Origin of the sequence: Halobellus inordinatus (assembly GCF_024464655.1) — an archaeon.
Lineage (GTDB): Archaea > Halobacteriota > Halobacteria > Halobacteriales > Haloferacaceae > Haloquadratum > Haloquadratum inordinatus.
Genome location: NZ_JANHAV010000001.1, coordinates 387,750 through 409,764, shown reverse-complemented (window position 1 = coordinate 409,764; position 22,015 = coordinate 387,750). Strand labels below are relative to the sequence as shown.

22 protein-coding genes are annotated in these 22,015 nt (G+C 66.9%); 13 read left to right on the top strand and 9 right to left on the bottom strand.

Annotation, left to right across the window (positions count from 1 at the left end; translation table 11 throughout):
* Positions 1–31: 31 nt before the first annotated feature.
* The 6 genes from NO347_RS02065 to ppsA form a co-directional block, all read right to left on the bottom strand.
* Positions 32–265: a DUF7312 domain-containing protein gene (locus NO347_RS02065; RefSeq protein WP_256288050.1), complete on the bottom strand. Its 234-nt coding sequence runs from the start codon at positions 263–265 to the stop codon at positions 32–34.
* A 47-nt stretch (positions 266–312) separates the two neighbouring features.
* Entirely contained in the window at positions 313–2,079 is a 1,767-nt protein-coding gene (pyk, locus tag NO347_RS02060; protein WP_256288049.1) for a pyruvate kinase, read from the bottom strand.
* Between the two features lie 64 nt (positions 2,080–2,143).
* Positions 2,144–4,252 (bottom strand): methionine--tRNA ligase, encoded by a 2,109-nt coding sequence (gene metG / locus NO347_RS02055; RefSeq protein WP_256288048.1) that lies wholly within the window; start codon positions 4,250–4,252, stop codon positions 2,144–2,146.
* A gap of 85 nt (positions 4,253–4,337) precedes the next feature.
* On the bottom strand, positions 4,338–4,859 hold the full coding sequence (locus NO347_RS02050) for a YqaA family protein (protein ID WP_256288415.1): 522 nt from the start codon (positions 4,857–4,859) through the stop codon (positions 4,338–4,340).
* Positions 4,860–5,017: 158 nt separating this feature from the next.
* Positions 5,018–6,130: a tyrosine decarboxylase MfnA gene (gene mfnA / locus NO347_RS02045; RefSeq protein ID WP_256288047.1), complete on the bottom strand. Its 1,113-nt coding sequence runs from the start codon at positions 6,128–6,130 to the stop codon at positions 5,018–5,020.
* Positions 6,131–6,197: 67 nt separating this feature from the next.
* Positions 6,198–8,486: a phosphoenolpyruvate synthase gene (gene ppsA, locus NO347_RS02040; protein WP_256288046.1), complete on the bottom strand. Its 2,289-nt coding sequence runs from the start codon at positions 8,484–8,486 to the stop codon at positions 6,198–6,200.
* Positions 8,487–8,670: 184 nt separating this feature from the next.
* Between ppsA and NO347_RS02035 the strand changes: the two genes are divergently transcribed.
* On the top strand, positions 8,671–9,276 hold the full coding sequence (locus NO347_RS02035; RefSeq protein WP_256288045.1) for a J domain-containing protein: 606 nt from the start codon (positions 8,671–8,673) through the stop codon (positions 9,274–9,276).
* Between the two features lie 203 nt (positions 9,277–9,479).
* Here NO347_RS02035 and NO347_RS02030 read toward each other — a convergent pair whose 3' ends face one another.
* Positions 9,480–10,361, bottom strand: coding sequence for a DUF7839 domain-containing protein (locus tag NO347_RS02030; RefSeq protein ID WP_256288044.1), 882 nt, complete (start codon positions 10,359–10,361; stop codon positions 9,480–9,482).
* 179 nt (positions 10,362–10,540) lie between these two features.
* Between NO347_RS02030 and NO347_RS02025 the strand changes: the two genes are divergently transcribed.
* Entirely contained in the window at positions 10,541–11,236 is a 696-nt protein-coding gene (locus NO347_RS02025) for a metallophosphoesterase (protein WP_256288043.1), read from the top strand.
* A 111-nt stretch (positions 11,237–11,347) separates the two neighbouring features.
* Here NO347_RS02025 and NO347_RS02020 read toward each other — a convergent pair whose 3' ends face one another.
* The gene (locus NO347_RS02020) at positions 11,348–12,622 is read right to left on the bottom strand and encodes an NAD(P)/FAD-dependent oxidoreductase (RefSeq protein ID WP_256288042.1); all 1,275 of its coding nucleotides are present in this window, start codon (positions 12,620–12,622) and stop codon (positions 11,348–11,350) included.
* Positions 12,623–12,715: 93 nt separating this feature from the next.
* Here NO347_RS02020 and NO347_RS02015 point away from each other — a divergent pair, with 93 nt between their 5' ends.
* From NO347_RS02015 to NO347_RS01975, 9 genes are all read left to right on the top strand, one after another.
* The gene (locus tag NO347_RS02015; protein ID WP_256288041.1) at positions 12,716–13,888 is read left to right on the top strand and encodes a pyridoxal-phosphate dependent enzyme; all 1,173 of its coding nucleotides are present in this window, start codon (positions 12,716–12,718) and stop codon (positions 13,886–13,888) included.
* 67 nt (positions 13,889–13,955) lie between these two features.
* A complete protein-coding gene (locus NO347_RS02010) occupies positions 13,956–14,660 on the top strand; it encodes a metal-dependent transcriptional regulator (protein ID WP_256288040.1) in 705 nt (234 codons plus the stop codon).
* Complete coding sequence (locus NO347_RS02005; RefSeq protein WP_256288039.1) at positions 14,657–15,367, top strand: TMEM165/GDT1 family protein; 711 nt, start codon at positions 14,657–14,659, stop codon at positions 15,365–15,367. The genes NO347_RS02010 and NO347_RS02005 overlap by 4 nt, the downstream gene beginning before the upstream one ends.
* A gap of 109 nt (positions 15,368–15,476) precedes the next feature.
* Complete coding sequence (locus NO347_RS02000) at positions 15,477–16,172, top strand: LysE family translocator (RefSeq protein WP_256288038.1); 696 nt, start codon at positions 15,477–15,479, stop codon at positions 16,170–16,172.
* 116 nt (positions 16,173–16,288) lie between these two features.
* Positions 16,289–16,504 carry a hypothetical protein gene (locus NO347_RS01995; RefSeq protein WP_256288037.1) on the top strand — a complete coding sequence of 72 codons (216 nt, stop codon included), beginning with the start codon at positions 16,289–16,291 and terminating at the stop codon, positions 16,502–16,504.
* Entirely contained in the window at positions 16,497–16,874 is a 378-nt protein-coding gene (locus NO347_RS01990) for a hypothetical protein (RefSeq protein ID WP_256288036.1), read from the top strand. Before NO347_RS01995 ends, NO347_RS01990 begins: the two co-directional genes overlap by 8 nt.
* Positions 16,875–16,929: 55 nt before the next feature.
* Positions 16,930–17,976 carry an NAD(P)-dependent glycerol-1-phosphate dehydrogenase gene (locus NO347_RS01985; RefSeq protein WP_256288035.1) on the top strand — a complete coding sequence of 349 codons (1,047 nt, stop codon included), beginning with the start codon at positions 16,930–16,932 and terminating at the stop codon, positions 17,974–17,976.
* Between the two features lie 92 nt (positions 17,977–18,068).
* Positions 18,069–18,689 carry a DUF420 domain-containing protein gene (locus NO347_RS01980; protein ID WP_256288034.1) on the top strand — a complete coding sequence of 207 codons (621 nt, stop codon included), beginning with the start codon at positions 18,069–18,071 and terminating at the stop codon, positions 18,687–18,689.
* Positions 18,690–18,789: 100 nt separating this feature from the next.
* Complete coding sequence (locus NO347_RS01975) at positions 18,790–19,848, top strand: glycosyltransferase family 4 protein (protein WP_256288033.1); 1,059 nt, start codon at positions 18,790–18,792, stop codon at positions 19,846–19,848.
* 142 nt (positions 19,849–19,990) lie between these two features.
* Here the strand turns inward: NO347_RS01975 and NO347_RS01970 are convergent, their stop codons facing one another.
* The gene (locus NO347_RS01970) at positions 19,991–20,545 is read right to left on the bottom strand and encodes a plastocyanin/azurin family copper-binding protein (protein WP_256288032.1); all 555 of its coding nucleotides are present in this window, start codon (positions 20,543–20,545) and stop codon (positions 19,991–19,993) included.
* Positions 20,546–20,933: 388 nt separating this feature from the next.
* On the opposite strand from NO347_RS01970, the gene NO347_RS01965 reads away from it, so the two are divergent.
* On the top strand, positions 20,934–21,191 hold the full coding sequence (locus NO347_RS01965) for an MTH865 family protein (protein WP_121568072.1): 258 nt from the start codon (positions 20,934–20,936) through the stop codon (positions 21,189–21,191).
* Positions 21,192–21,209: 18 nt separating this feature from the next.
* Positions 21,210–21,980 (top strand): hypothetical protein, encoded by a 771-nt coding sequence (locus tag NO347_RS01960; RefSeq protein ID WP_256288031.1) that lies wholly within the window; start codon positions 21,210–21,212, stop codon positions 21,978–21,980.
* The last annotated feature ends 35 nt before the right edge of the window (positions 21,981–22,015 follow it).

Here is a 22,015-nt window from a genome sequence, read left to right as displayed (position 1 = left end):
CGGAGGCCGAAATCGAGTGGCGGCGAGCCGCTCAGAGTACGCCCGGGACGATCGCTGACGCGAGGAGCGCGACCGTACCGAGCGCGCCAGCCACCACGAACAGGGCGTTCTCCGCGTCGGGATCGCCGGGTTCGATCGGCGCACGGAGCGAGAGCCGTCCGTCGCCGAGCCCGTCGGCATCGACGTCGGTCGCAGGCGGCGCAGCGTCCTGATCGGTTCGGGCCTCGTCGAACTCCCGGTCGGGACCAGTGTCCGGATTACTCATTACGAGTAGTACGACTGCCACAGGAAAAGACTTGCCGCCTCGGACGCCTATCGGATCTCGGCGTCTCGCGTGCGGTGTCTGATGACGTCGCCCTCGTAGACGATGCCGCGTTCGGCGTGCAGCGTCAAAGTCGTCCCGGGCGACAGCGACGTCGGCAGCGGCGCGCCCGAGATCATCGGGATGTCGAGTTCGCGGGCGACGAGCGCCGGATAGCCAGTCATCCCGGGGCGCGCATCGACGATACCGCCGAGTTTGGCGGCCTCGCCGTCGAACTCGCCGTCGAAGGTCGCCGGCAGCGCCAGGATCGCTCCGTCGGGGACCGACGAGAGGTCGCCGTCCTCGGTGACTGCGAGCGGGCCAGCGACGCGGCCTCCGACGACCTTCCGGCCCGTCGCGACGGCCTCGGCGGCGACGTGGAGTTTCAGCATATTCGTCGTGTTCGTGCCCTCGAGTTCGGTCATCATCCCCGAGAGGACGACGAGCGTGTCGCCGGATTTCGCGACGCCGGCGTCGAGCGCGGCGTCGACGGCGTCTTCCATCATCGCGTCGATGCCGTCGCGGTACGCCGAGTAGACCGGGATGACGCCCCACGAGAGGGCGAGTTGCCGGCGGACGCGGTCCGTCGGAGTCGTCGCGACCACCGGGACTGCCGGCCGGAACTTCGCCGTCTTCCGCGCTGTGTAGCCGGACTCGGAAGCGGCGACGATTGCACTCGCGCCGACGTCGCGGGCGAGATACCGCGCCGAGCGGGCGAGCGCCTCGGTGCGGGAGTCCTCGTCCGGCGTCGGAATCCGCTGTTCGCGGCTCTCGGCGTACTCGTCGCTGGACTCGACCTGTCGGACGATCCGGTCCATCGTCTCGACGACGCGTACCGGGTCGTCGCCGATCGCGGTCTCGCCCGAGAGCATCACCGCGTCGGTGCCGTCGAGGACCGCGTTCGCGACGTCGGAGGCCTCCGCCCGAGTGGGTCGGCGGGCGTGCACCATCGAATCGAGCATCTCGGTCGCCGTGATGACGGGCGTCCCGGCGGCGTGGCACTTTCGGATGATCCGCTTTTGGATGATCGGGACGTCTTCGAGCGGCATCTCGACGCCGAGGTCGCCGCGAGCGACCATCACGCCGTAGGCGGCGTCGATGATCTCGTCGAGGTTCTCGACCGCCCCCGCGCGCTCGATCTTCGCGACGACGGGGATGTCCGCGCCGAGTTCGTCGAGCGCGTCGCTGATGGTGTAGACGTCTTCCGCAGAGCGGACGAACGAGGCGGCGACGAAGTCGGCCTCGGTCTCGGCGGCGACGGCCAGTTCCGCGCGATCACCTTCGGTGATGAGGTCAATGTCGAGGTCGACGCCCGGGAGGTTGACGCCCTTTCGTCCCCCGAGTTCGCCGCCGGAGTCGACGCGCGCGACGACGCCGTCGTCGTCGACGCGGACGACCGTGGCCTCGATCCGACCGTCGTCGAGGAGCACCGTATCGCCCGGCTCGGCGGCCGTGATCGAATACGAGAGTCCGATCGTTTCGGGCGTCGCCTCCTCGCCCGCGACGAACCGGATCTCCGTGCCGGCCTCTAGCGTGATCGGATCTTCGAGCGGCGCGGTCCTGACCTCGGGGCCCTGGAGATCGACCATCGCGGCCAGGGGGCTGTCGGTCACGTCGTCTACGGACCGAATGCGCTCGATGACCTTCCGGCGGTGGTCCGGCGTCCCGTGGCTCGCGTTGAGGCGGGCGACGCTCATCCCGGCGTCGACGAGGCCCCGAATCGTGGATTCGTCGTCCGACGCCGGGCCGAGCGTGCAGACGATTTTCGCCTTTCTCATAGGACTCCCTACTCGGGAGTGAGTTAAAAAGACCGACGATGAGCCGGCCGGCGTAACGAGGGGTCTACTGGACTTTCGTTCCGGGGACGGCGTCGCCGTGGGTGGTCAGGAGGTCGGCCTGATCGCCCGCTGCGAGCAGCATCCCGTTGGACTCGACGCCGAACAGTTCGGCCTTCTCCAAGTTGGCGACGACGACGATCTTCGTGCCAGGGAGCGAATCCAGGTCGTGGAGCTGTTTGATCCCGGCGACGATCTGGCGCTCTTCGACGCCGATGTCGACCGTCAGCTTCGCGAGTTTGTCGGCGCCTTCGACGCCCTCGGCGGCGACGATCTCGCCCACGCGGATGTCGAGATCCTGGAAGTCCTCGAAGCTGATCCGCTCGTCGGCGATCGGTTCGAGGTCGGCCACTGCTTCCTCGCTCGGCTCGTCGCCGGCGCCGGTATCTGCGTCGGCCTCGTCGTCCGCGTCGGCCTCGTCGTCCGCGTCGGCCTCGTCGTCTTCGGTCGCGGCGTCGACTCGCGCTTCGAGTTTCTCGTTCAGTTCCTCGACGCGCTCCTCGGGGATCTTCTCGAACAGTTCCGTCGGTTCGTCGAACGCCGCGGCCGGGGCCTCGAGTGCGGCGTCGATGCCGACGGCGTGGACGTCGCCGTCCTCGTTGAGGTCGTCCCAGAGGTTCTCGGCCGCTTCGGGCGTGACCGGCTCGAAGAGCACAGCGACGGCCTTCGCGATCTGGACGCAGTCACGGATGACCTGCGCCTTCTCGGGATCGTCGTCGTCGAGCTTCCAGGGTTCGTTCCGCTGGATGTACTCGTTGCCGAACTGCGCGAGGCGGACGGCGGCGTCGCCGACCTCGCGGACCGAGTACTCGTTGACGCCGGCCTCGAACCCGGCCATCGCCGTCTCGATGCGCTCACGGACCGACTCCGAGAGGTCGGCGTCGGGCGTGCCGCCGAACTCGCGGGCGGCGAAGAGCAGCGAGCGGTACGCGAAGTTGCCGACCGTGCCGACGAGTTCGTTGTTCACGCGCTCGCGGAAGCGCGCCCACGAGAAGTCGACGTCCTGCTGGAAGCCGCCGTTGGTCGCGAGGTAGTAGCGCAGGAGGTCGGGACGGAAGCCCTCCTCGAGGTACTCGTCGGCCCAGACCGCGCGGTTTCGCGAGGTCGAGAAGCCCTTGCCCTCCAGCGTGATGAACCCGGAGGCCATCACGGCGCGGGGTTCGACGTAGCCCGCGGCGTGGAGCATCGCCGGCCAGAACACCGTGTGGTGCTGGATGATGTCGCGGCCGATGATGTGGACGATGTCGCCGTCCTCGCGCCAGGCTTCCTCCCAGTCGAAGACGTCGGGACCGACGCGTTCGGTGTACTGCTTCGTCGAGGAGATGTACTCGATCGGCGCGTCGACCCAGACGTAGAGGACGAGGTCCTCCTCGCCGGGGTAGTCGACGCCCCACTCCATATCGCGGGTGATACACCAGTCCTGGAGTTCGCCCTCGATCCACTCGCGGGGCTGATTCTGCGCGTTCGAGGTGCCTTCCAGGCGGTCGATGAACTCGCCGAGGTACTCCTGCAGGTCGGAGACGGCGAAGAACTTGTGCTCTCGGTTTCGGTACTCCGCTGAGTTGCCCGTGATCGTCGAGACGGGATCTTCGATCTCGCCGGGTTCGAGGTGGCGACCGCAGCCCTCGTCGCACTCGTCGCCCCGGGCGTGCTCGCCGCAGTAGGGGCAGGTTCCCTCGACGAAGCGGTCGGGGAGCCACTGGTCGGCGTCGGGGTCGTAGGCGACCGGGATCTCCTTCTCGTAGACGTAGCCCTCCGCTTCGAGAGTCCGGACGATCTCCTGGGTCGTCTCCGTGTTCGTCGCGTCGTCCGTGTGCCCGTAGTTGTCGAACTCGACGTCGAACTTCGGGAAGGTCTCCTCGTACTGTTCGTGGTGTCGGAGCGCGAACTCCTCGGGCGTGACGCCCTCCTGGGCGGCGTTGACGGCGACCGGGGTGCCGTGCATATCCGACCCGCAGACGAACGCGGTCTGCTGGCCGAGTCGCTTCAGCGCGCGACTGTAGATGTCGCCGCCGACGTACGTTCGGAGGTGGCCGATGTGCAGGTCGCCGTTGGCGTACGGCAGGCCGCAGGTCACCACCGCCGGGTTCTCGGTGGGAAAGTCCTCGTGGCTCATAGGGGGTACTCTCAGCGGCGACACCAAAATCCCGCTGATTCGGAGTCGCCGGCGGGCCGCCTCTCAGTGGCGAGGGCGACCCCGACTAGACGATCGACAGCACGGTGCCGACGCCGACGACGGTGACGACGAGGCGGCCGACGCTCCCGACGAACGTCGCGGCCGCGAACTTCGCGTAGTCCTCTTCGAGCACGGCGAACGCGTAGATCGAGAGGGTGTCCGGGAAGAACGGGATCGAGAGCGCGACCGCGAGCCCGGCGTAGCCCCACTTCTGTGCGATGTCGACGGTGCGGCGCTCGGACCACTCGATCACGTCGAACCGGGACCGCCGCAGGAACCGGATGACCGGTCCCGCCTCCTTGACCTCCTGGCCGATGTGGAACGCGAAGACGCTGCCCGCTGCCTTTCCGACGCCGGTCACGAGCGTGATGACCGCGAGTCGTCCCGTCTCCGAGAGGCCGAGATTCAGCGGCGCGAGCAGAACGATCTCGCTCACACCGGGCAGCGCGAACGCGATGAGGAACGAGTAGACGAAGATGATGCCCAGCCCGGGCCATCCCGTCGCCGTCTCGACCGCCGCCGAGAGCCAACCGAAGTCGGGCAACAGGTCACTCGCGAGCGCGAGACCGACAGTGCTGGCCGTGTCGACGACGAGGTCGAGCGGTACTGCCGTGACAGGGAGGGACACGTTACCGGAGAGTGAGTCGCACGGGGTCGTAAGTCTTGAGTTTCCGGGCGAAATCGGCGCCGTAGACGCGAGCGCGGCTACCGGATCTCGTCGAGATCCGACAGGAAGGCGTGGAGCACGTCCCGGGTGACGTGTGGCATCACGACGATCCGAGCCAACCCCGAACCGGTGCGGGAGAGTCGCCAGCCCCGGTCACGGATCCGCTCGAACGTCGGGGCGTCGACGTCGGCGACGACGATCGGGAGTGCCACGTCGGCGACGTCGTAGCCGCGCTCCCGGAGTTCGGTCGCCAGCCACCGCGCGAGACGGTCGGCGCGCTCGTACTCGCGGCGGTAGCCGTCAGGCCACAGTGCGTCCATCGCGGCGACGGCGCCCGCGACACCGGCCCCGCTCCGCGTCCCCGTCAGCGACGCCTGCGAGGTCGACTCCAGATACGGAGTATCGACCGCGAGCGCGTCGACGCCTGCGCGTTCGCGGAACAGGAGGCCGCCGGCGGGGATGACCGCCCGCCCGCACTTGTGAGGGTCGATCGTCAGCGAGTCGATCGGCGCGTGCGCGAAGCTCCACTCGTAGTCGGTGAAGGGGAGCAGAAAGCCACCCCACGCGGCGTCGACGTGACAGTACGCGCCGGCGTCGTGAGCGATTCTGGTGAGTTCCGGAATCGGGTCGACACGGCCGTACTCGGTGGTTCCGGCGACGCCGAGCACTAACACCGTCTGGTCGTCGACGGCGGCCCGCACGCCGTCGAGGTCGACGCGGTGGGCGTCGTCGGTCGGAACCGAGCGTAACTCCACGTCGAGGATGTCGGCAGCCTTGGGAAACGAAAAGTGCGCGCTCTCGGGGACGACGACGTTCGGGTGCTCGACGTCCCGACGGTTCCGAGCGGAGCGGAGCGCCTGGATGTTCGCCTCGGTCCCGCCGCTCGTGATGTATCCATACGGGGCGTCGGCCGCTGGTCGGCCGGCGCCCGCTCGTGACGACGAAGGGGCTGTAGCTGCGTCGTCGAGGCCGGCGAGCCGCCCGAGTCCGGCCACCGCGCGCGATTCGAGGTCGGCGACTTCGGCGTACGTCGCCGGATCCCCCGGGTTCGTCGCGAGAAATCGCTCCGCCGCGTCCCGCGCGGCGGGATGTGGCTCCGTGCACATCGACGAGAGAACCCGGTCGAACTCTTGCGGGGCCGCCCGCTGCATAGCGCCGTTTAGTTCCCGTCCGCGTTTAGTGGTTCCGTTTAGCGATCAGACCAGGGAGTACCGGAGATCAGCGAACGGAATCGAGCAGGAGGCGCTGTTCGACCCGCTTGACCTCGTGCTGGACATCGCGAACGGCGTCGATGTTCGCCGAAACCGATGAGACGCCCTTCTCGACGAGGAACTGGACCATCTGCGGTTTCGAGCCGGCCTGCCCGCAGATACTCGTGCGGACGTCGAGGTCCCGGCACGTCTCGATGGTGTCGCCGATGAGCTTCAGAACTGCCGGGTGTAGCTCGTCGAAGCGGTCGGCGACGCGCTCGTTGTTGCGGTCGACCGCGAGCGTGTACTGCGTGAGGTCGTTCGTCCCGAAGGAGACGAAGTCGATGCCGGTTTCGGCCATCGACTCGACTTCGAGCGCGGCCGCCGGCGTCTCGATCATCACGCCCCACTCGCGCTTCGTGGGGTCGATGCCGGCCTGTTCCATCAGATTCCGTGCACGGAAGACGTCCTCGGCGTCGTTGACGAGCGGGAACATCACCTCGACGTTGTCGTAGCCCATCTCGAAGATCCGCCTGAACGCCTCCAGTTCGTGCTTGAACAGATCCGGGTTGTCGAGCGAGCGGCGGATGCCGCGATATCCGAGCATCGGGTTGTGCTCGTGTGGCTCGTCGTCGCCGCCCTCCAACTGGCGGAACTCGTCGGTCGGCGCGTCGAGCGTGCGGACGCGGACGGGACGCGGGTAGAACGCCTCGGCGGCGGTTCGGATGCCGTCGACGAGTTCGTCGACGTACGCCCGCTCGCCGTTCTCGGCAATGTACTTCGTTGGCGTCTTGCCGAGCGAGAGCACCATATGCTCGATGCGGAGGAGTCCAACCCCGTCGGCGCCCGTCGCGGCGGCGCGCTCTGCGGCTTCGGGGATCGAAACGTTGACCTTCACTTCGGTCGCCGTCATCGGTTTCACGGGCGTCTTCGGTCGCGCCTCCTCGATGGGTTCGGGCGTCTCTTTCTCGGGCTCGGCACCCTCGCGAACGGTCCCTTTGTCCCCGTCGATCGTGATCGGCTGGCCGTCTTCCAGTTGCCGGGTGGCCGAGCCGGCGCCGACGACCGCCGGAACGCCGAGCTCGCGCGAGACGATCGCGGCGTGGGAAGTCATCCCGCCCTCGTCGGTGACGATGCCCGACGCGCGCTTCATCGCGGGCACCATATCAGGCATCGTCATCTCAGTCACGATGATGTCGCCCTCGCCGACCTGGTCGAGGTGGTCGAGTTTCGTGACGATCCGGGCCTCACCGGAGGCGATCCCGGGACTCGATCCGAGCCCGCGGAAGAGGACGTCGCCGGACTGAGAGGTGTCGCCTGCCTGGACCTGTCCGCCGTTCGCGCCGGCGGCCGCCTCGGCGGACTCCTCGTCGTCGGAGATCGTCGTGATCGGCCGCGACTGGAGCATATACACCTCGCCCTCGTGGATCGCCCACTCGACGTCCTGCGGCGTTCCGTAGTGGTCTTCGACGCGCTCACCGAGCGCGACGAGTTCTTCGATCTCCTCGTCGGAGAGCACGCGTGCGCTCCGCTTTTCGTCGGGGACCTCCGTCTCGATGGTCTCGCCGGTCTCCTCGTCTTTGACCATCATCATCTTCTTGTCGGCGACCGTGATGGTCTCGACTTCGGCAGTGTCCCGGTCGATGACGTAGTTGTCCGGGGAGACAGACCCGGAGACGACCGCTTCGCCGAGTCCCCACGCGGCCTCGATGATGATCTGCGGCTCGCCCGTCGAGGGGTGCGAGGTGAACAGCACGCCGGACTTCTCGGCGTCGACCATCTCCTGTACGACGACGGCGATGTCGACCTGGTCGTGCGGGAAGCCCTGTCGGTTCCGGTAGTAGATCGCTCGCTGGGAGAACAGCGACGCCCAGCACTCCTTGACACGCTCGACCAGCGCGTCCTCCTGGACGTTCAGGAAGGTCTCCTGTTGGCCGGCGAAAGACGCGTCCGGCAGGTCCTCGGCGGTTGCAGACGAACGGACGGCGACGAAGCGTTCGCCGTCGCCGAGGTCTTGGTACGCAGCGAGGATTCCCTCCCGAACGTCGTCGGGGACGGGGGTGTTCATAATAAGTTCGTGAGCACGTTCGTGAGCCTCACGAAGAGCCTCGGTGTCTTCGTGATCGACGTCGACAGCCGAAAACAGCTCCTCGTCGATGCCTGCGTCCTCGATGAATTCACGGTATGTCCCGGCGGTCACGACGAACCCCGAGGGAACAGGCAGCCCTGCCCCGGTGAGTTCGCCCAGCGAAGCCGCCTTTCCGCCGACGCTCTCGATGTCGGCGGACCGCACGTCGTCCAGCCAAGCTACAGCCATTAGCGTGTGCAAGTCCGCAGATATCACTAAAGTACTTTCCGAAGCGTGAGACGCCGAATAAAACGTACTCGGAAGCGAATTTTTAATATATAATAGGTGAGGATGCGTGGCGCGCTCGCTCTTCGGCTCTGGAGTACGAGCCCCGGGCGAGAAATTCTTTAGGGACGGCGCCCTGTGTCTATACGTGCTTCCGGAGTGGGTCTCGTTGTTGCCGCCGTGGCTCGTCTTCGGCCTCCTCGGGGGCGGTATCGCCTCCGTCGTCGCCGCGGGCGTGTTCGTCGTAGGCGGACGCCTCTTTCCGGACGAGCCGACGCCCGCCGGCCACCGAATCGATGGCTCGACGCGCCGACGCGCGGAGATTCGCGAGTATCTCCGCGATATTTCCGAGCCGTTCGCCGAGGACCACGTCGTCCGCGGCGAGACGATCGAATTCTACTTGCCGCGCCGGGACGTCGCGATCACCTTCGACGCGCAGGCGTACTTCAGACTCGAACGCGCAGGGACCTACACCGTCCTCTGTGAGCACGAGATGCCGGTCCACGCCCTCGGCCGTCGACTCCCGTTCGACGTCCCCACCTTCACCCACGGTCCCCGCTCGAACGCCAGAGCGGATCCGGTCTCGGAGGCGTTCGACTACCTGGATCTCTCGCGGGGTGCCAGTCCCGAGGCCGTCAGGACCGCCTACCGCGACCGCGTGAAGTCCGTCCATCCGGATCACGGCGGCTCACAGGCGGAGTTCAAGCAGCTCCAAGAAGCGTACGCAACGGCACGAGAACACGCGAGCGAGTAAACCTGTCTCACTAAGAGACAGCCCCAGTGCCGCAGAAGCCCCGGTCTGCGCGAGGTTTTATATACGGAGCCGCGGCCAGACCGCGCGTAATGTAGCCCTCGCCACGGCGCGTCTCGCGGTTGCGTGGTACACCGCGCCGTGTGATTCGGAGACGGGCAGTCCCGTGCCACCTGTTCGCCCGCATCGAGAGGCGTCGCTCGGTGTCAGTCCGCCCCGTCGCTGTCGCCCGCCTCGTCGCTGTCGCCCGCCTCGTCGCTGTCGCCCGCCTCGTTCGGATCGCCGGCCGCCGGCGTCGCCCCGTCACGTCCGGCTTCGGTTACCTCGTACAGGACGTCGCTGTCACGGAGTGCGTCCGTCACGCGCCCCACGTTGTCCGCCGTGGCCACGACGACGCTGTCGACACCGCGTGCGGCCGCCGCTGCGGCGACTTCGCCGGCAGCGAACGACGTTTCGACGTCGACCTCGGCTGCTCGAAGCGCGACGACCGCTTCGACTCCCGCCGCAACGACGACAGCCGCATCGGCACAGATCCCCGCCAACTCCTCCGGCGAAACCGCTCGGCTGCCGCCGGAGCGCGCCGACGGAACCTGAACGACGGTGACTTCGCCCGGCTCGATCTCGATGACGCCCTCGAAGCCAGTGACGCTCACGTCCTCGCCGGGGTCGGCGCTCGTCGTCGCGACGCCGGTCGCGGGGCCGGAACCGCCCGGCGAGGCGTGCAGCAGTCCGTCGCGGAGCGACAGCGTCACCGTGTCGCCGGTCTCGATCGTCGCCGTCGCGATGGCGGCATCCTCCTGGACGCTTTCGAGCACGTCGTCGGTGACGTGCTCGGCGAATCGCTGGAGCCCTTTGGCCTCCTGGAACAGCCAGTCGACGCCCTCTTTCGTCACGCGGTACCGCGACCGCGCTTCCTTCTCGACGTAGCCGTCGTCGACGAGTTCTCGGATGTACTCGCTGACGGCCTGGCTCGTCACGCCGACGGCCTCGGCGATCTCGCCCTGGCTCACCGCCGGTTGCCGGTCCGCGATTTCGACGAGGATGCGAAACCGCGTCGCAGTCCGCTTGTCTTCGAGGGCTCCGCTCATACTGGCGTCCTTGCAGGCCGCCGAGAAAAATCCCACCGGAACCCGACGAGCGGGGCGCCCAAGCCGCAGAGCACAGTTGCGTAGTCACGCTATCGTCATCGACGCGTGCTCTCACTGCCATCGTCGGTGCGTGCTCCCGCTGCCGTCACCGATATGACCGCCCCATCCGTACGTCGACCGTGGACGGCTTCCAGTTTCTCCCGCGGAGCGTCTTCCTGCCGACCGCGGACGCGCTCGTCGTCGCCGACCTCCACGTCGGGCGGAACGAAGCGTCAGACGTCGCGTTTCCGCTCGGTGAGCGTCGCGACCTGCTCGACCGAATCGGCGCGCTGCTCACCCGCGCAAAGCCGACAACCGTGGTCTTCGCCGGCGACGTGCTCCACCGGTTCGAGACGATCTCGGAGCGGAGTCGTGAGACGGTCGCCGAACTCGCAGCGGCGTGCCGCGAGGCTGGAAGCGATCCCGTGTTCGTTCGCGGGAATCACGACCCGATGTTGGATGCCGTCCGCGACGACGCCCGTGACGCCTACGTCGTCGCAGCGGACCCACGAACCGTAGTCTGTCACGGTCACGAGGAGCCGTCGCTCGACGCCGAGCAGTACGTGATCGGACACGACCACCCGGCGATCGACATCGAAGGGCAGCGGCGACCGTGTTTTCTCGACGCACCGGCCGCCTACGAGGGCGCGGACGTGCTGATGCTGCCCGCGTTCTCGCGACTGGCTGCGGGCGCCGAGGTCAACGACGCGCGCGGATCCGACCTCCAGTCACCACTCGTCCGCGACCTCGACGACGTCCGACCGACCATCTACGACGACGGGAGTGACGAAGCCCTCACGTTTCCGCCGCTTGCGTCGTTTCGACGATTGCTCTGATAGGGGTTATCGTAAGTCTCCATAGATTTCTTGCCGGACGGGACGGCGAGAATCTCCGAACAGTGACGATAACCCCTATGAGTCCGTACGGCGCCCCTCACGGATCGGGAGTCAGAAGTCCCACTCGACCGCTCTGGCCACCTCGCGACCGCTTCGCATCGCACCCTGAATGGAGGACCACGCGGTGTAGTCACCGGCCAGATACGTCCGACCGCCCGGCGCGCGGTGATCCGGGAGCGTGTCGTGTACGCCCGGCGGTTGATCGAACTGCGCGAACTCGATCCGGTGGGTGCGGACGGGGTCGAGGTCCGCGAAGTCGCGGTCGGGGTACCACGATTCCAGGGTCAGGCGCGTCTCGTCGGCGAGGGCTCCAGCGTCGCGGTCGAGTGCGGCGTCGCCGAGGAACGTGGCGTTGAGTAGCGCCTCGCCGTCGGGTGCGTACTCCGGCGCGACCTCGGACATCGGCACGACCGTATTCGGCGACGGATCGCCGGCATTGAGCAGGAGCTTGCGCCGCGTCGTCGGCGCGACGTCGTCCGGAAGCCGGTAGTGCTGAGTCACGCACCCGCGAGCGTCAGTCGGGATCTCCGCGACGTCCGTGAGGCGTTTCGCCTCCTTGGGGTCGGTCGCGACGACGAGTGCGTCGGCGTCGATCGTCTCGGCGTCGGTCTCGACGGTGACGCCGTCGCCGTGGTCGGTCACCGATTCGACGCGTTCGGAGAGACGGATCGACGCGCCCGTGCTTCGCGCTCGCGCTGCCAACTGCTCCGGAATCGCGGCCATTCCGGCAGCCGGAACGGCGATGCGGCCATCCGAGAGCGCCTTGAACGTGTACTCGAAGACGCGTTTCGAGGTCGATAGCGACCGATCGAGCGTAATTCCGCCGTAGAAGGGGGCGACGAAGTTGTCGACGTAGTCGTCCGAAAAGCCCCACTCGCGGAGATACGAGCGGATCGATCGATCGGCGCTCCTGAAGATCTCGGACTCCGTCCGCGTGTCGACGTGCTGCCGAAGGAACAGCGTCCGGACCTTGTCGGTGAACGTCACCTCGTCGTTGCGGATCGACGCCGGCGCGGATCGAAGGTCGCGCAGCGGGTCCGAGAGGACGGAGCGTGATCCGGGCCGGGCGATGACTGCGCCGGGCGTGAAGTACCGGAGGTCGAGCGCCGCCAGATCTAGTTCCCGCCGGACGGCCGGATACGCGGTGAAAAGCACCTGAAATCCGCGGTCGAGAGTGAATCCGTCTCTCGTCTCCGTCCGGACGCGGCCACCGACGGTCGATCGGCGCTCCAGCACTGTCACATCTGCGCCTGCGCCGGCGAGTCGACGGGCGGCGACGAGCCCGGCCAGCCCTGCGCCGGCGACGACGACGGAAGCTCCGTTCATACGCGTCGTTTCGATCGCGGGACACAAAGAGACTGCGAGTGGGTCCCGGAGAGAAGTGAATAGGGATTTGTTCGTCGGATCGTAACTCCAGGTATGCAAACGAGCGAGGCGTTCTGCGGCCTAGTCTGTACGGCGACCGACGAGCGCTACGACGCGACTGCGACGGGCGAGAGCGACGCCGGCGCACGGCTCGAAGCCGCGTACGACTACGACGCCGTCGAGTGGTCCGACGAGGCGCTCGCGGACGCGCCGCGGTCGATGTGGCGCTACAGCGACCTGCTCGCGTTCGAATCGCCGGTCACGGCCGACGAGGGCGGCACGCCGCTCGTCGCCGCGCCGACGCTGGCCGAGGAAGTCGGTCTCGGCGAACTCTCGATCAAAGACGAGAGCCGCAACCCGACCGGAACGGTTCTCGACCGGGGGCTGGCGCCGGCGGTGACGGCGGCGCGCGAAGCCGACGCGGACCTCGTCGCGCTCGCGACGCCGGGGAACGCGGGGCAGTCGGCGGCGTCCTACGCCGGGATGGCCGACATCCGCTCGTACGCGTTCGTCCCCTCCCGCGCGCCGTTCTCGAACAAGGCGATGGTGAACGTCCACGGCGGGGAGATGCGAGTCGCGGGCGGGCGCTACCCCGACGCGGAGGCCGCACTCCACGAACAGTTGCAGTCGGAGTGGTACACGCTGCAGGAGTTCGACAATCCGCACCGACACGACGGTATCAAGACGGTCGCCTTCGAGATCGCGGAGTCTGTCGATTGGGCGCTCCCGGACGCCGTCGTCCTTCCGGCGGGGACGGGTGAGGTCGTCGCGGGCGTCGTGAAGGGCTTCCGCGAACTCCGCGAGGTCGGGATGACCGACGACGTGCCGCCGGTGTATGCGGCCCAGCCCGCCGGCTGTGCGCCGCTCGTCGCCGCGCACGATCGCGGTGCCGACACGATCGAACCCTGGGAGTCGCCGGACACCATCGTCGGCGAACTGGAGATCCCCGAGCCGAACGGTGCGGAGCCGGCGCTCGACGCCGTTGCGGAGACCGGCGGCGGATTCGTGGCCGTCGACGACGAGAACAGCCTCGAAAGCGCTGTCGTGGCCGCTCAGAAGGCAGGGTTAGAGGTTGGTGCCGCCGGCGGAGTCGCGGTCGCGGCGGCCGGCGAACTCGCTGCCGACGGCGTGTTCGGCCCCGACGATCACGTCGTCGTCGTCAACACGGAATCCGGAACCAAGACCGCAGACGTGCTCCGGAGCCATTTGATGGGAAAAGGAATATGAGTTAGAACACTCACGCAGTATCGTTTGTACCGACAGATTATTAATTTTGGCTAGTCTAAATCGTCGTATGTTGAGCGACGTGATGGAGGACTATCTCAAAACGATCTACCAGATTCAGGCTCGATCCGGGCCGCCCGTCTCCACCTCTGCGGTCGCAGACGCCCTCGAGAAGACCCCGCCGACGGTGACGAGTATGCTCGGGAATCTCGAAGACCGCGGGCTCGTGACGCGCGAGAAGTACAAAGGAGCCGAACTCACCCCCGAAGGAGAGACGGTCGCACTGGAGATTCTCCGCCATCACCGCCTCCTCGAAGCGTACCTCGCAGAGCATCTTGATTACTCCTGGAGCGAGGTCCACGACGAGGCCGACGCGCTGGAACACCACATCAGCGAAGAGTTCGAGCGTCGCGTCGCGGAGGCGCTCGACGATCCGGTCGTCGACCCGCACGGCGATCCGATTCCGTCCGCTGATCTCGCCCCGCTCGAAGACGACGAGGCGACGCCCCTGACGGCCCACGAGGTCGACGACCGCGTCGTCGTCTCGCGCGTCAGCGACCGTGACCGCGACGAACTCGAATACCTTGCTGACGCGGGGATCACACCCGGGACGACGCTCGAAGTTGTCGACGTCGCTCCCTTCGGAATGGTCACGGTGCGAACCGGATCAGACGCCGAACAGAGTCTCCCAGAATCAGTGGCCGAAGCGATCTACGTTCGTCCTGCGACCGATGCGGCGCCAGCCGGCGGTTCAACTGAGGTGAGCGACGCGTGAGTTCCTACCTCGAAATCCTGATCGTCGCGTTCGTCGCTCAGTTGGCCGTCCTCCCCGGAGAGAAGGTGCAGTTCATCATCGCGGGGCTCTCGACCCGGTACGACCCGCGGATCGTCGTGGCCGCCGCAGGGTCGGCGTTCGCCGGCTGGACCGCAATCGAGATCCTCTTCGGGCGGGCACTTCAGTCAGCCTTGCCGCCGGTCGTCCTCGATGCAGTGACGGCGGCGCTGTTTTTGACGTTCGCGGTCCTCCTGTACCGTTCGGCTCCGAAGGCCGCCGGTGGCTCCGAACTCGACGGGACGAGCGTTACCGATGGGGGCTTCGCAGAGTTGGCAGACCTCGATCTCCCGCGCCCGCTCGATCGGTACGCCGGTTCCTTCGGCGGATTCCTCCCCATTTTCGTGATGATGGTCACCGGCGAGTTCGGCGACAAGACGCAGTTAATAACGATCGGGCTGGCCGTCCAGTACGGCGCGACCTCGGCGATCTGGGCCGGCGAGATGCTCGCGATCATTCCGATCAGCCTCGCGAACGCGTATCTGTTCCACACCTTCGCGCACAAGTTCAATATGCGCAAGGCCCACTTCGGCTCCGCGATCCTGTTCGCCTTCTTCGGGCTGGATACGGTCCTCTCGATCGTCACCGGCTTCTCCGTCTGGGAGACGTTCATCGGGGCGGTGACCGCCGCCGCGACCGGGCTCGTGTAACTGGGCGGACCCGTGTGACTGGCCGGTCGCACTCGGTGCACTGCGGTCCGACGTAGTGCCTGCCGCGCCTTCGGATCTTTTTTCTCGATACCACTCGTGAGATGGGACGATGACGAGTCTCGTCGCAACCCTCTCGGCCGGTATCGTCTTCGGGGTTGCCCTCGCTGCGCCGCCCGGACCGATGAACGCAATTATCGCCGAGGAGAGCGTCGTGCGGGGGTGGCTCGCCGGGTTCAAAGCGGGCCTCGGCGCGATGAGCGCCGACGCGATCTTTTTCGTCCTCGCGGCGCTCGGCGTCGTCGCGTTCGTCGAGCGGTTCCCGCTCCTGCGGGCGGGGATGGTCGGCGTCGGCGGCGTCCTGATGCTGTACTTCGCCTACGGCGCAGCCAGCGACATCAAATCGTCGTTCCGGGCCGGCGGCGGCGCCACCGACGACTCCGACCCGCGCATCGGGACCGGGTTCCGCAAGGCGTTCGTCCTCGCCCTCACCAACCCCTATCAGATCCTCTTTTGGCTCACGATCGGGGTCGGGCTGCTCCAGCCGGGCACGCTCGACGTGCTCGCACAGACGCCGTACGTCGGCTCCTCGCTCGCCGGCATTCTGGTCGTCAACACCGGATCGCCGGCGCTAGTCGCGGGCTTCTTCGGCGGAATCGTCGTGTGGGTCACCGGCTTCCCGGCCGCGCTCGTCAGCGCAGAGCGCCGCGTCGAGGCCTTCGCCCCGATCGTCGCCGGCGTCAGCGCCGTCGTCCTCGCCGGGTTCGGCGTCCTGTTCTTAGCGCAGAGCATCGCCGCGCTGTCGTGAACGAGCGCGAGGCGCGTGCAGTCGGATGAGGGACGACGTGCAAACGCATAATCGGATTCAGCGACCCGCCCAGATTGGGCATAAGGTATGTATACTCAGAAACAGAATTATCTATTATGTCACAACCGCCCGAAGAGCGCGTTGACGAAACGACGACGTGGCCCGAGCTCGCGATCGGCCTCTACGATCGCCTAACTGGACGAGGCGCCGAGATCACGTACGAATTCGAGGATATGTCGGTCGAAGTGCCCAGCGGGACGGGGCCGGACGCGGAGCACGCCACGTGGCTCGTCGACGGCACCGTCCGAATCACGACCAGAGAGCGTGAGTGATTCCCACGTAGACGAGCGGTTCACGCCGCTTTCGGTGGACGCAGACCTGACGATCGAGGTCGCTGGGACGCAGGCGGACGTGCGATCGATCGGCGAACGAGTGTTCGTGATGTTCCCCTCATTACTCGGCGCCGTTCAGGCGTTCCGAAGACTCCCCGGCGGGTCTGAGAAGCGGCTCAGCGAACTGCTTTCTCGGACTGACCTCACCGTCGAGTTCCGTGTCCGCGACCGGACCGTGGCGGTTTCTGGCGCCGGAGCCCGACCGGGGCTACTCTCCGAACTGCTCGGTGTCGAGACGGTCGAGATCCGAGTGAGCGGGGTCGCCGGAGCAGTCAGGCGCGGTGTCGCCGCCGCAATGGAAGCGGTATAAACACAACTGCTCCACGAACCAGTATATTCTAACGGCCCCGTCAGGTACGGTGCGTATGTTCGAGAAGACGACGTGGATCAAACTTCCGCGAAACGTCCTCGTCGGTCACGGCGTCCTCGACGACCTCTCAGACGCGCTGGCGGAGCTCTATCTCTCGGGCCGCCCGCTAGTCGTGACGAGTTCGACGCCGGACAGCCTGGTCGGCGACCGCGTCCGCGCCCAGTTCGACGATCCGGCGACCGTCACGGTCGATACGGCCAGCTTCGAGGCCGTCGAGCACGTCATCGACGCTGCCGAGGCGGCCGACGCGGGCTATCTCGTCGGCCTCGGCGGCGGCAAGCCGATCGACACCGCGAAGATGGCGTCCGATCGGCTCGACTGCGGATTCGTCTCCGTCCCGACTGCGGCGAGCCACGACGGGATCGTCTCCGGGCGCTCGTCAATCCCGGAAGGTGACACCCGGCACTCGGTCGCGGCCGACCCGCCGCTCGCCGTCGTCGCCGACACGGAAATCCTCGCGGAAGCGCCCTGGGAACTCACGACGGCTGGCTGTGCGGACATCGTCTCGAACTACACGGCGGTGAAAGACTGGAAGCTCGCGCACCGGCTGAAGAACGTCGAGTACAGCGAGTACGCGGGCGCGCTCTCACAGATGACCGCGGAGATGCTCGTCGAATCCTCCGACGCGATCAAACCCGGGTTCGAGGAGTCGGCGTGGCTGGTCGCGAAAGCGCTCGTCTCCTCGGGCGTGGCGATGTCGATCGCTGGATCCTCCCGGCCCGCCTCGGGCGCAGAGCACCTCATCTCACACCAACTCGACCGACTTGTCCCCGGTCGTGCGCTCCACGGACACCAGGTTGGCGTCGCCGCCGTCGTCACCGAGTACCTCCACTCGGGCGAACGCGGCGAGTGGGCCGACATCCGCGACGCCCTCGACGATGTGGGCGCGCCGACCACCGCCGGCGAACTCGGCATCGACGACGCGACGTTCCTGGAAGCGGTGACGACTGCGCACACGATCCGCGACCGCTACACGATCCTCGGCGACGGCGTCAGCGAGGCGGCCGCGCGCGAAGCCGCGGCGTTCACCGGCGTCATCTGAGCGACTCCCACCATCGCGCACATCCCACGCACGGCGTCCACGATCGGTCCTCGATCCGAAGACGGAATACGGCAGAGTCCTCACCCCACGGTATGGCAACTTCGAGCGCCGACAACGCGGCGAAGCGGCACCCGTTGGCCGTCACTGCCGTGCTCTCGGTCGTCGGATACGCTGCCGTCGTCGGCACCTTTCTCGGACTCGTTCCGGGGAGCGTCTTCCCCGAACTATCGCTGCGTGCGGTGAACCGGCTCTCGGACGCGATCGCTCTCGTGAACGCGATAAACGTCGTCGTGATCGCCGCCGGCTGGCGGTGGATCCGCCGCGACGAGGTGAAAAAGCACGCGGCTTCGATGGTGACCTCGTTCGTCCTGATCCTCGTGTTCCTCGTGATGTATCTCACGAAAATCGGCGGCGGGGGCACGAAGGAGTTCGTCGGGCCGGCGTTCGCGTACTACCCCTACCTGGCGATGCTCGCGATCCACATCATCCTCTCCATCATTTCGGTGCCGGTAGTGCTGTACGCGCTCGTGCTCGGTCTGACCCACTCGCCGACGGAACTTCGGACCGAGACGCCGCACCGTCGCGTCGGCCGGATCGCCGCGGGCGCGTGGCTGCTCTCGCTCGCGCTCGGCGTCGTCACCTACCTGTTGCTGAACCACGTCTACAGTTGGGAGTACATCGAAGCCGCCGCTGCGGCTCTGGTCTTCGTCTGATCGGATTCGGCTCGTCGTCTGTCGGGCCGTCGACCCGTCGGATCCCGGCCCCGACCGCCGAATGTCGAGGATTTTTATCGCCCCGACGAAATCCACGGGTATGCGCGTCGCGTTCGTCTCGTTGTATCCCGAACAGCGCCGGTCCGACGGCGCGACGAGGCGAACGCGACGAGTCGCCGAACACCTCGCGGCGCGCGGTCACGACGTCGTCTTCCTCTGTTCGCAGTGGTGGGACGGCGAGTTAGACGCCTTCGAGCAGAACGACGTCGAGTACGTCGCCGTCAGCGAGACGCCTTCGGCACGCACCTTCGCCTCGAAACTTCCCTTTGCGCTCCGGCGGGCTGATCCGGACGTGATCCACGCGACGAACAGCCCCCCCTCGCAGGTCGTCGCCGCGAAGACGGCTGCGCGCGTTCTCCGAGTCCCGGTCGTCGTCGACTGGTGGGCCGCCCGCGGAGACGACTCGGCCCGGATGCTCGGCAAGGCAGCGACGAGCGCGAACCGGGTTCTGACGCCGTCGCGGATGGTCAAGACGGACGTTCGCGAGCACGGCGTGCCCGAGGACGCGGTCTCGGTCGTCCCCGAATCCATCGACGTCGACCTGGTGCGTGAGTCAGACGTCGACAACCGAGCGGACCTCGTGTACGCCCGCCACTTGGACGAACACGCGAACGTCGAGTCGTTCCTCCTCGCGCTCGCGGAACTCCGCGACCGCGATTGGCGTGCGGCCATTATCGGCGACGGACCCGAACGCGACGCGGCAGAGCAGACTGCCGCGGAACTCCGGATCGACGACCGCGTGGAGTTCCTCGGTGACCTCCCGCCCGCCGAGTTCGTCCCGGTTCTGAAGGGCGCGCACGTGTTCGCCCAGACGGCGACCGTCGAGCCGTTCCCGCGCGGACTGCTCTGGGCGCTCGCCGCCGGCTGTGTCGGCATCGTGGAGTATCAGGCCCGATCGAGCGCCCACGAATTAGTCGAAAACTGCGAGCGTGGCGTCCGCGTGACCAACCCGCAGGAACTGGCCGACGAGGTCGTCGCCGCCGCGGGCCACGAGCGGGCGTCGATCAACGAGGCGTTCGCCGACTTCGATCACGCCGACGTATTGCAGTCCTACGAGCAGATCTACGAGACCGAGCGCGACGACTACGGGTTCTTTTGAAGCGCGCGATAGCGGAGAGAGCGGGCAGGTAGAGAGCCACGCGGAGAGCGGTAGTGCGGTGGTCCGGGTTGGAGACGAGCGAATAGCTATCAGGCCAGAGAAACGATCGCGCGCTGCGACGGTCTGTGGCCGCCGAAGACGATTACTCGTCTTCGATCTCGTAGTCGCCGCCGTACTTCAGGAAGAAGAAGGCGAGACCGAGTGTCGCGACCATCGCGAACGTCGTCGCGACGCCGAGCGTCTTCGCGGAGTCCGGAACCGTCGGGACGTTCGAGGGTGCAGGCGTCGAGATAGACTCGACGACTTCGATGGTCCCGACCATTCCCGCGCTCTGGTGCGGCGCGCAGTAGTACTCGTAGGTGCCGAGCGTCTCGAACGTGTGCGAGTAGGTGAATCCCGTGTTCTCGATCGGCTCGTGGCCCTCCCAGTTCGCGCCCTCGGGCTGGCTGTCGACGACGATGTTGTGGTTGTCGGAGTCCCAGACGAACTCGACAGTCGTTCCGGGCGTGATCTGGAGCGGTTCGTTCGTCCCGGGCTCGAACACCAGCGAGCCGCCGGGGCCGACCATAACCGTCTTCGTGCCGCCACCGCCGCCTTCCTGTGCTGCGGCGGTTCCGGCAGCACCGGCGGCCGCGGCGGTACCGGCCGCGGTCGTGAGGAAGGCGCGACGGGACATCTCCGCGTTGCCGTCAGTCATACCCGGGCGTTAGAAGTCGGCTGTAGTGAATACTTTGGTTTGTCTCGTCGAGAGCGCGGGCCGGTGTGTCGAAACGGGGCCGATGTTCCCCCGATCGAGGCGGGTGAGGCCCTGATGCTGGCGGGACCCAACTGAAACCGGCGGAATCTCGACCGCACCGACGCCGTCGACGCGACCGATCACTCCAGCGGCGGCGAGTGTCGACCGTTCATCTCGTCGATTTCGAGTCCGTGCCACTCGGGGTCGAGTGCGAGCGCCTCCTGCTCGAACACGCTCAGCCCCGCGACCGACGCGTACTCGGCGAAGGAAGCTACGGGCCGTCGTAAACTCTCAACCGATTTGTGGTGGTTCCGGAACGCTTTTGCGGATTGTGTGGCACGTCTCGGCTATGGCAGACGTTGAGGCGGAACTCCGAAAGCAGTTTATGGACGCGTTCAGTGGCGCCGACTACCCGATCACCAGTCAGATGGACCTCGTCCCCGCGCTCCCGGATGGACCGGGGACGAAGTTCGAGGCCGGCGACGTCACGCTCACCGCGATGGAGATGGCAGCGAAACTCGGCTCGCACCAAGACTTCCCCTACGACGACGCCGAGTCGCTCGTCGACGACGTCATCGAGGGGCTGAAAGCCGAAGGGATGATCTAAGCGGCGGCCGGTCGGTTCGTGCGCGAGACCAAACGGGCGCTCTGGGAGTCGTGGCTCGACCGCTACGTCGACAGCGACGACCCCACACCGCTCTTTGCGACGACCGACGACGCGGGCCTAGCGGTCGAGCTAACCGAGTACGGCCGACGACAGCGTCGCCCCGTGCTCCGGCGGAGTGAGGCGATGAACGCCCAGCTTAAGCAGGCCGTCGAAACCGTCGTAGAAGACCACGAGACCCGCCGCGGCGAGTACGACGGTCTCGTGTACCTGATGTACACTATCGAGGAGTCGCAGGTGGTCCCATACTACATCGGAAAAACAGGGATGTACCGCCGCTCCGACGACGGACTGAGCGCGAACCTCCGGAACGTCTCCGAGACGGGCGGGAAGTTCGCCCGCTGGGGCTACGGGAACGCGTACCACATCGGTGATCTGAGCGCGGCCGTTCTCGACGCCTGTGAGGACGTCGACGCCGCGAACCACGACGCTCCGACGGAGAAGTATCGGACGTGGGCACGGCGGCTCTTCGAGGCGGGGACGCATCGCCTCCGTCGCCCAGTCTACTTCTGGGTCCGCGCGTGGGACCGCAGCGAAGGCCCGTATCCGGACACGTACCCGTATCTCGCCGAACTGGAGTACCAGCTCGTCGGAATCGCCTACGAGCTGTTCCCGGAGACACTTTTGAACACCGAGGGCGTCCCGAACAACCCGACTGCCTACGCGAAGGCGCGGGGCTGGATCGCAGACGAGCGGACCAGTCTCGACGACTTCGCAGACGTGGATCGGTAGCCCGCTCGGGGCACGGGGGCACCACCCGAACGCTT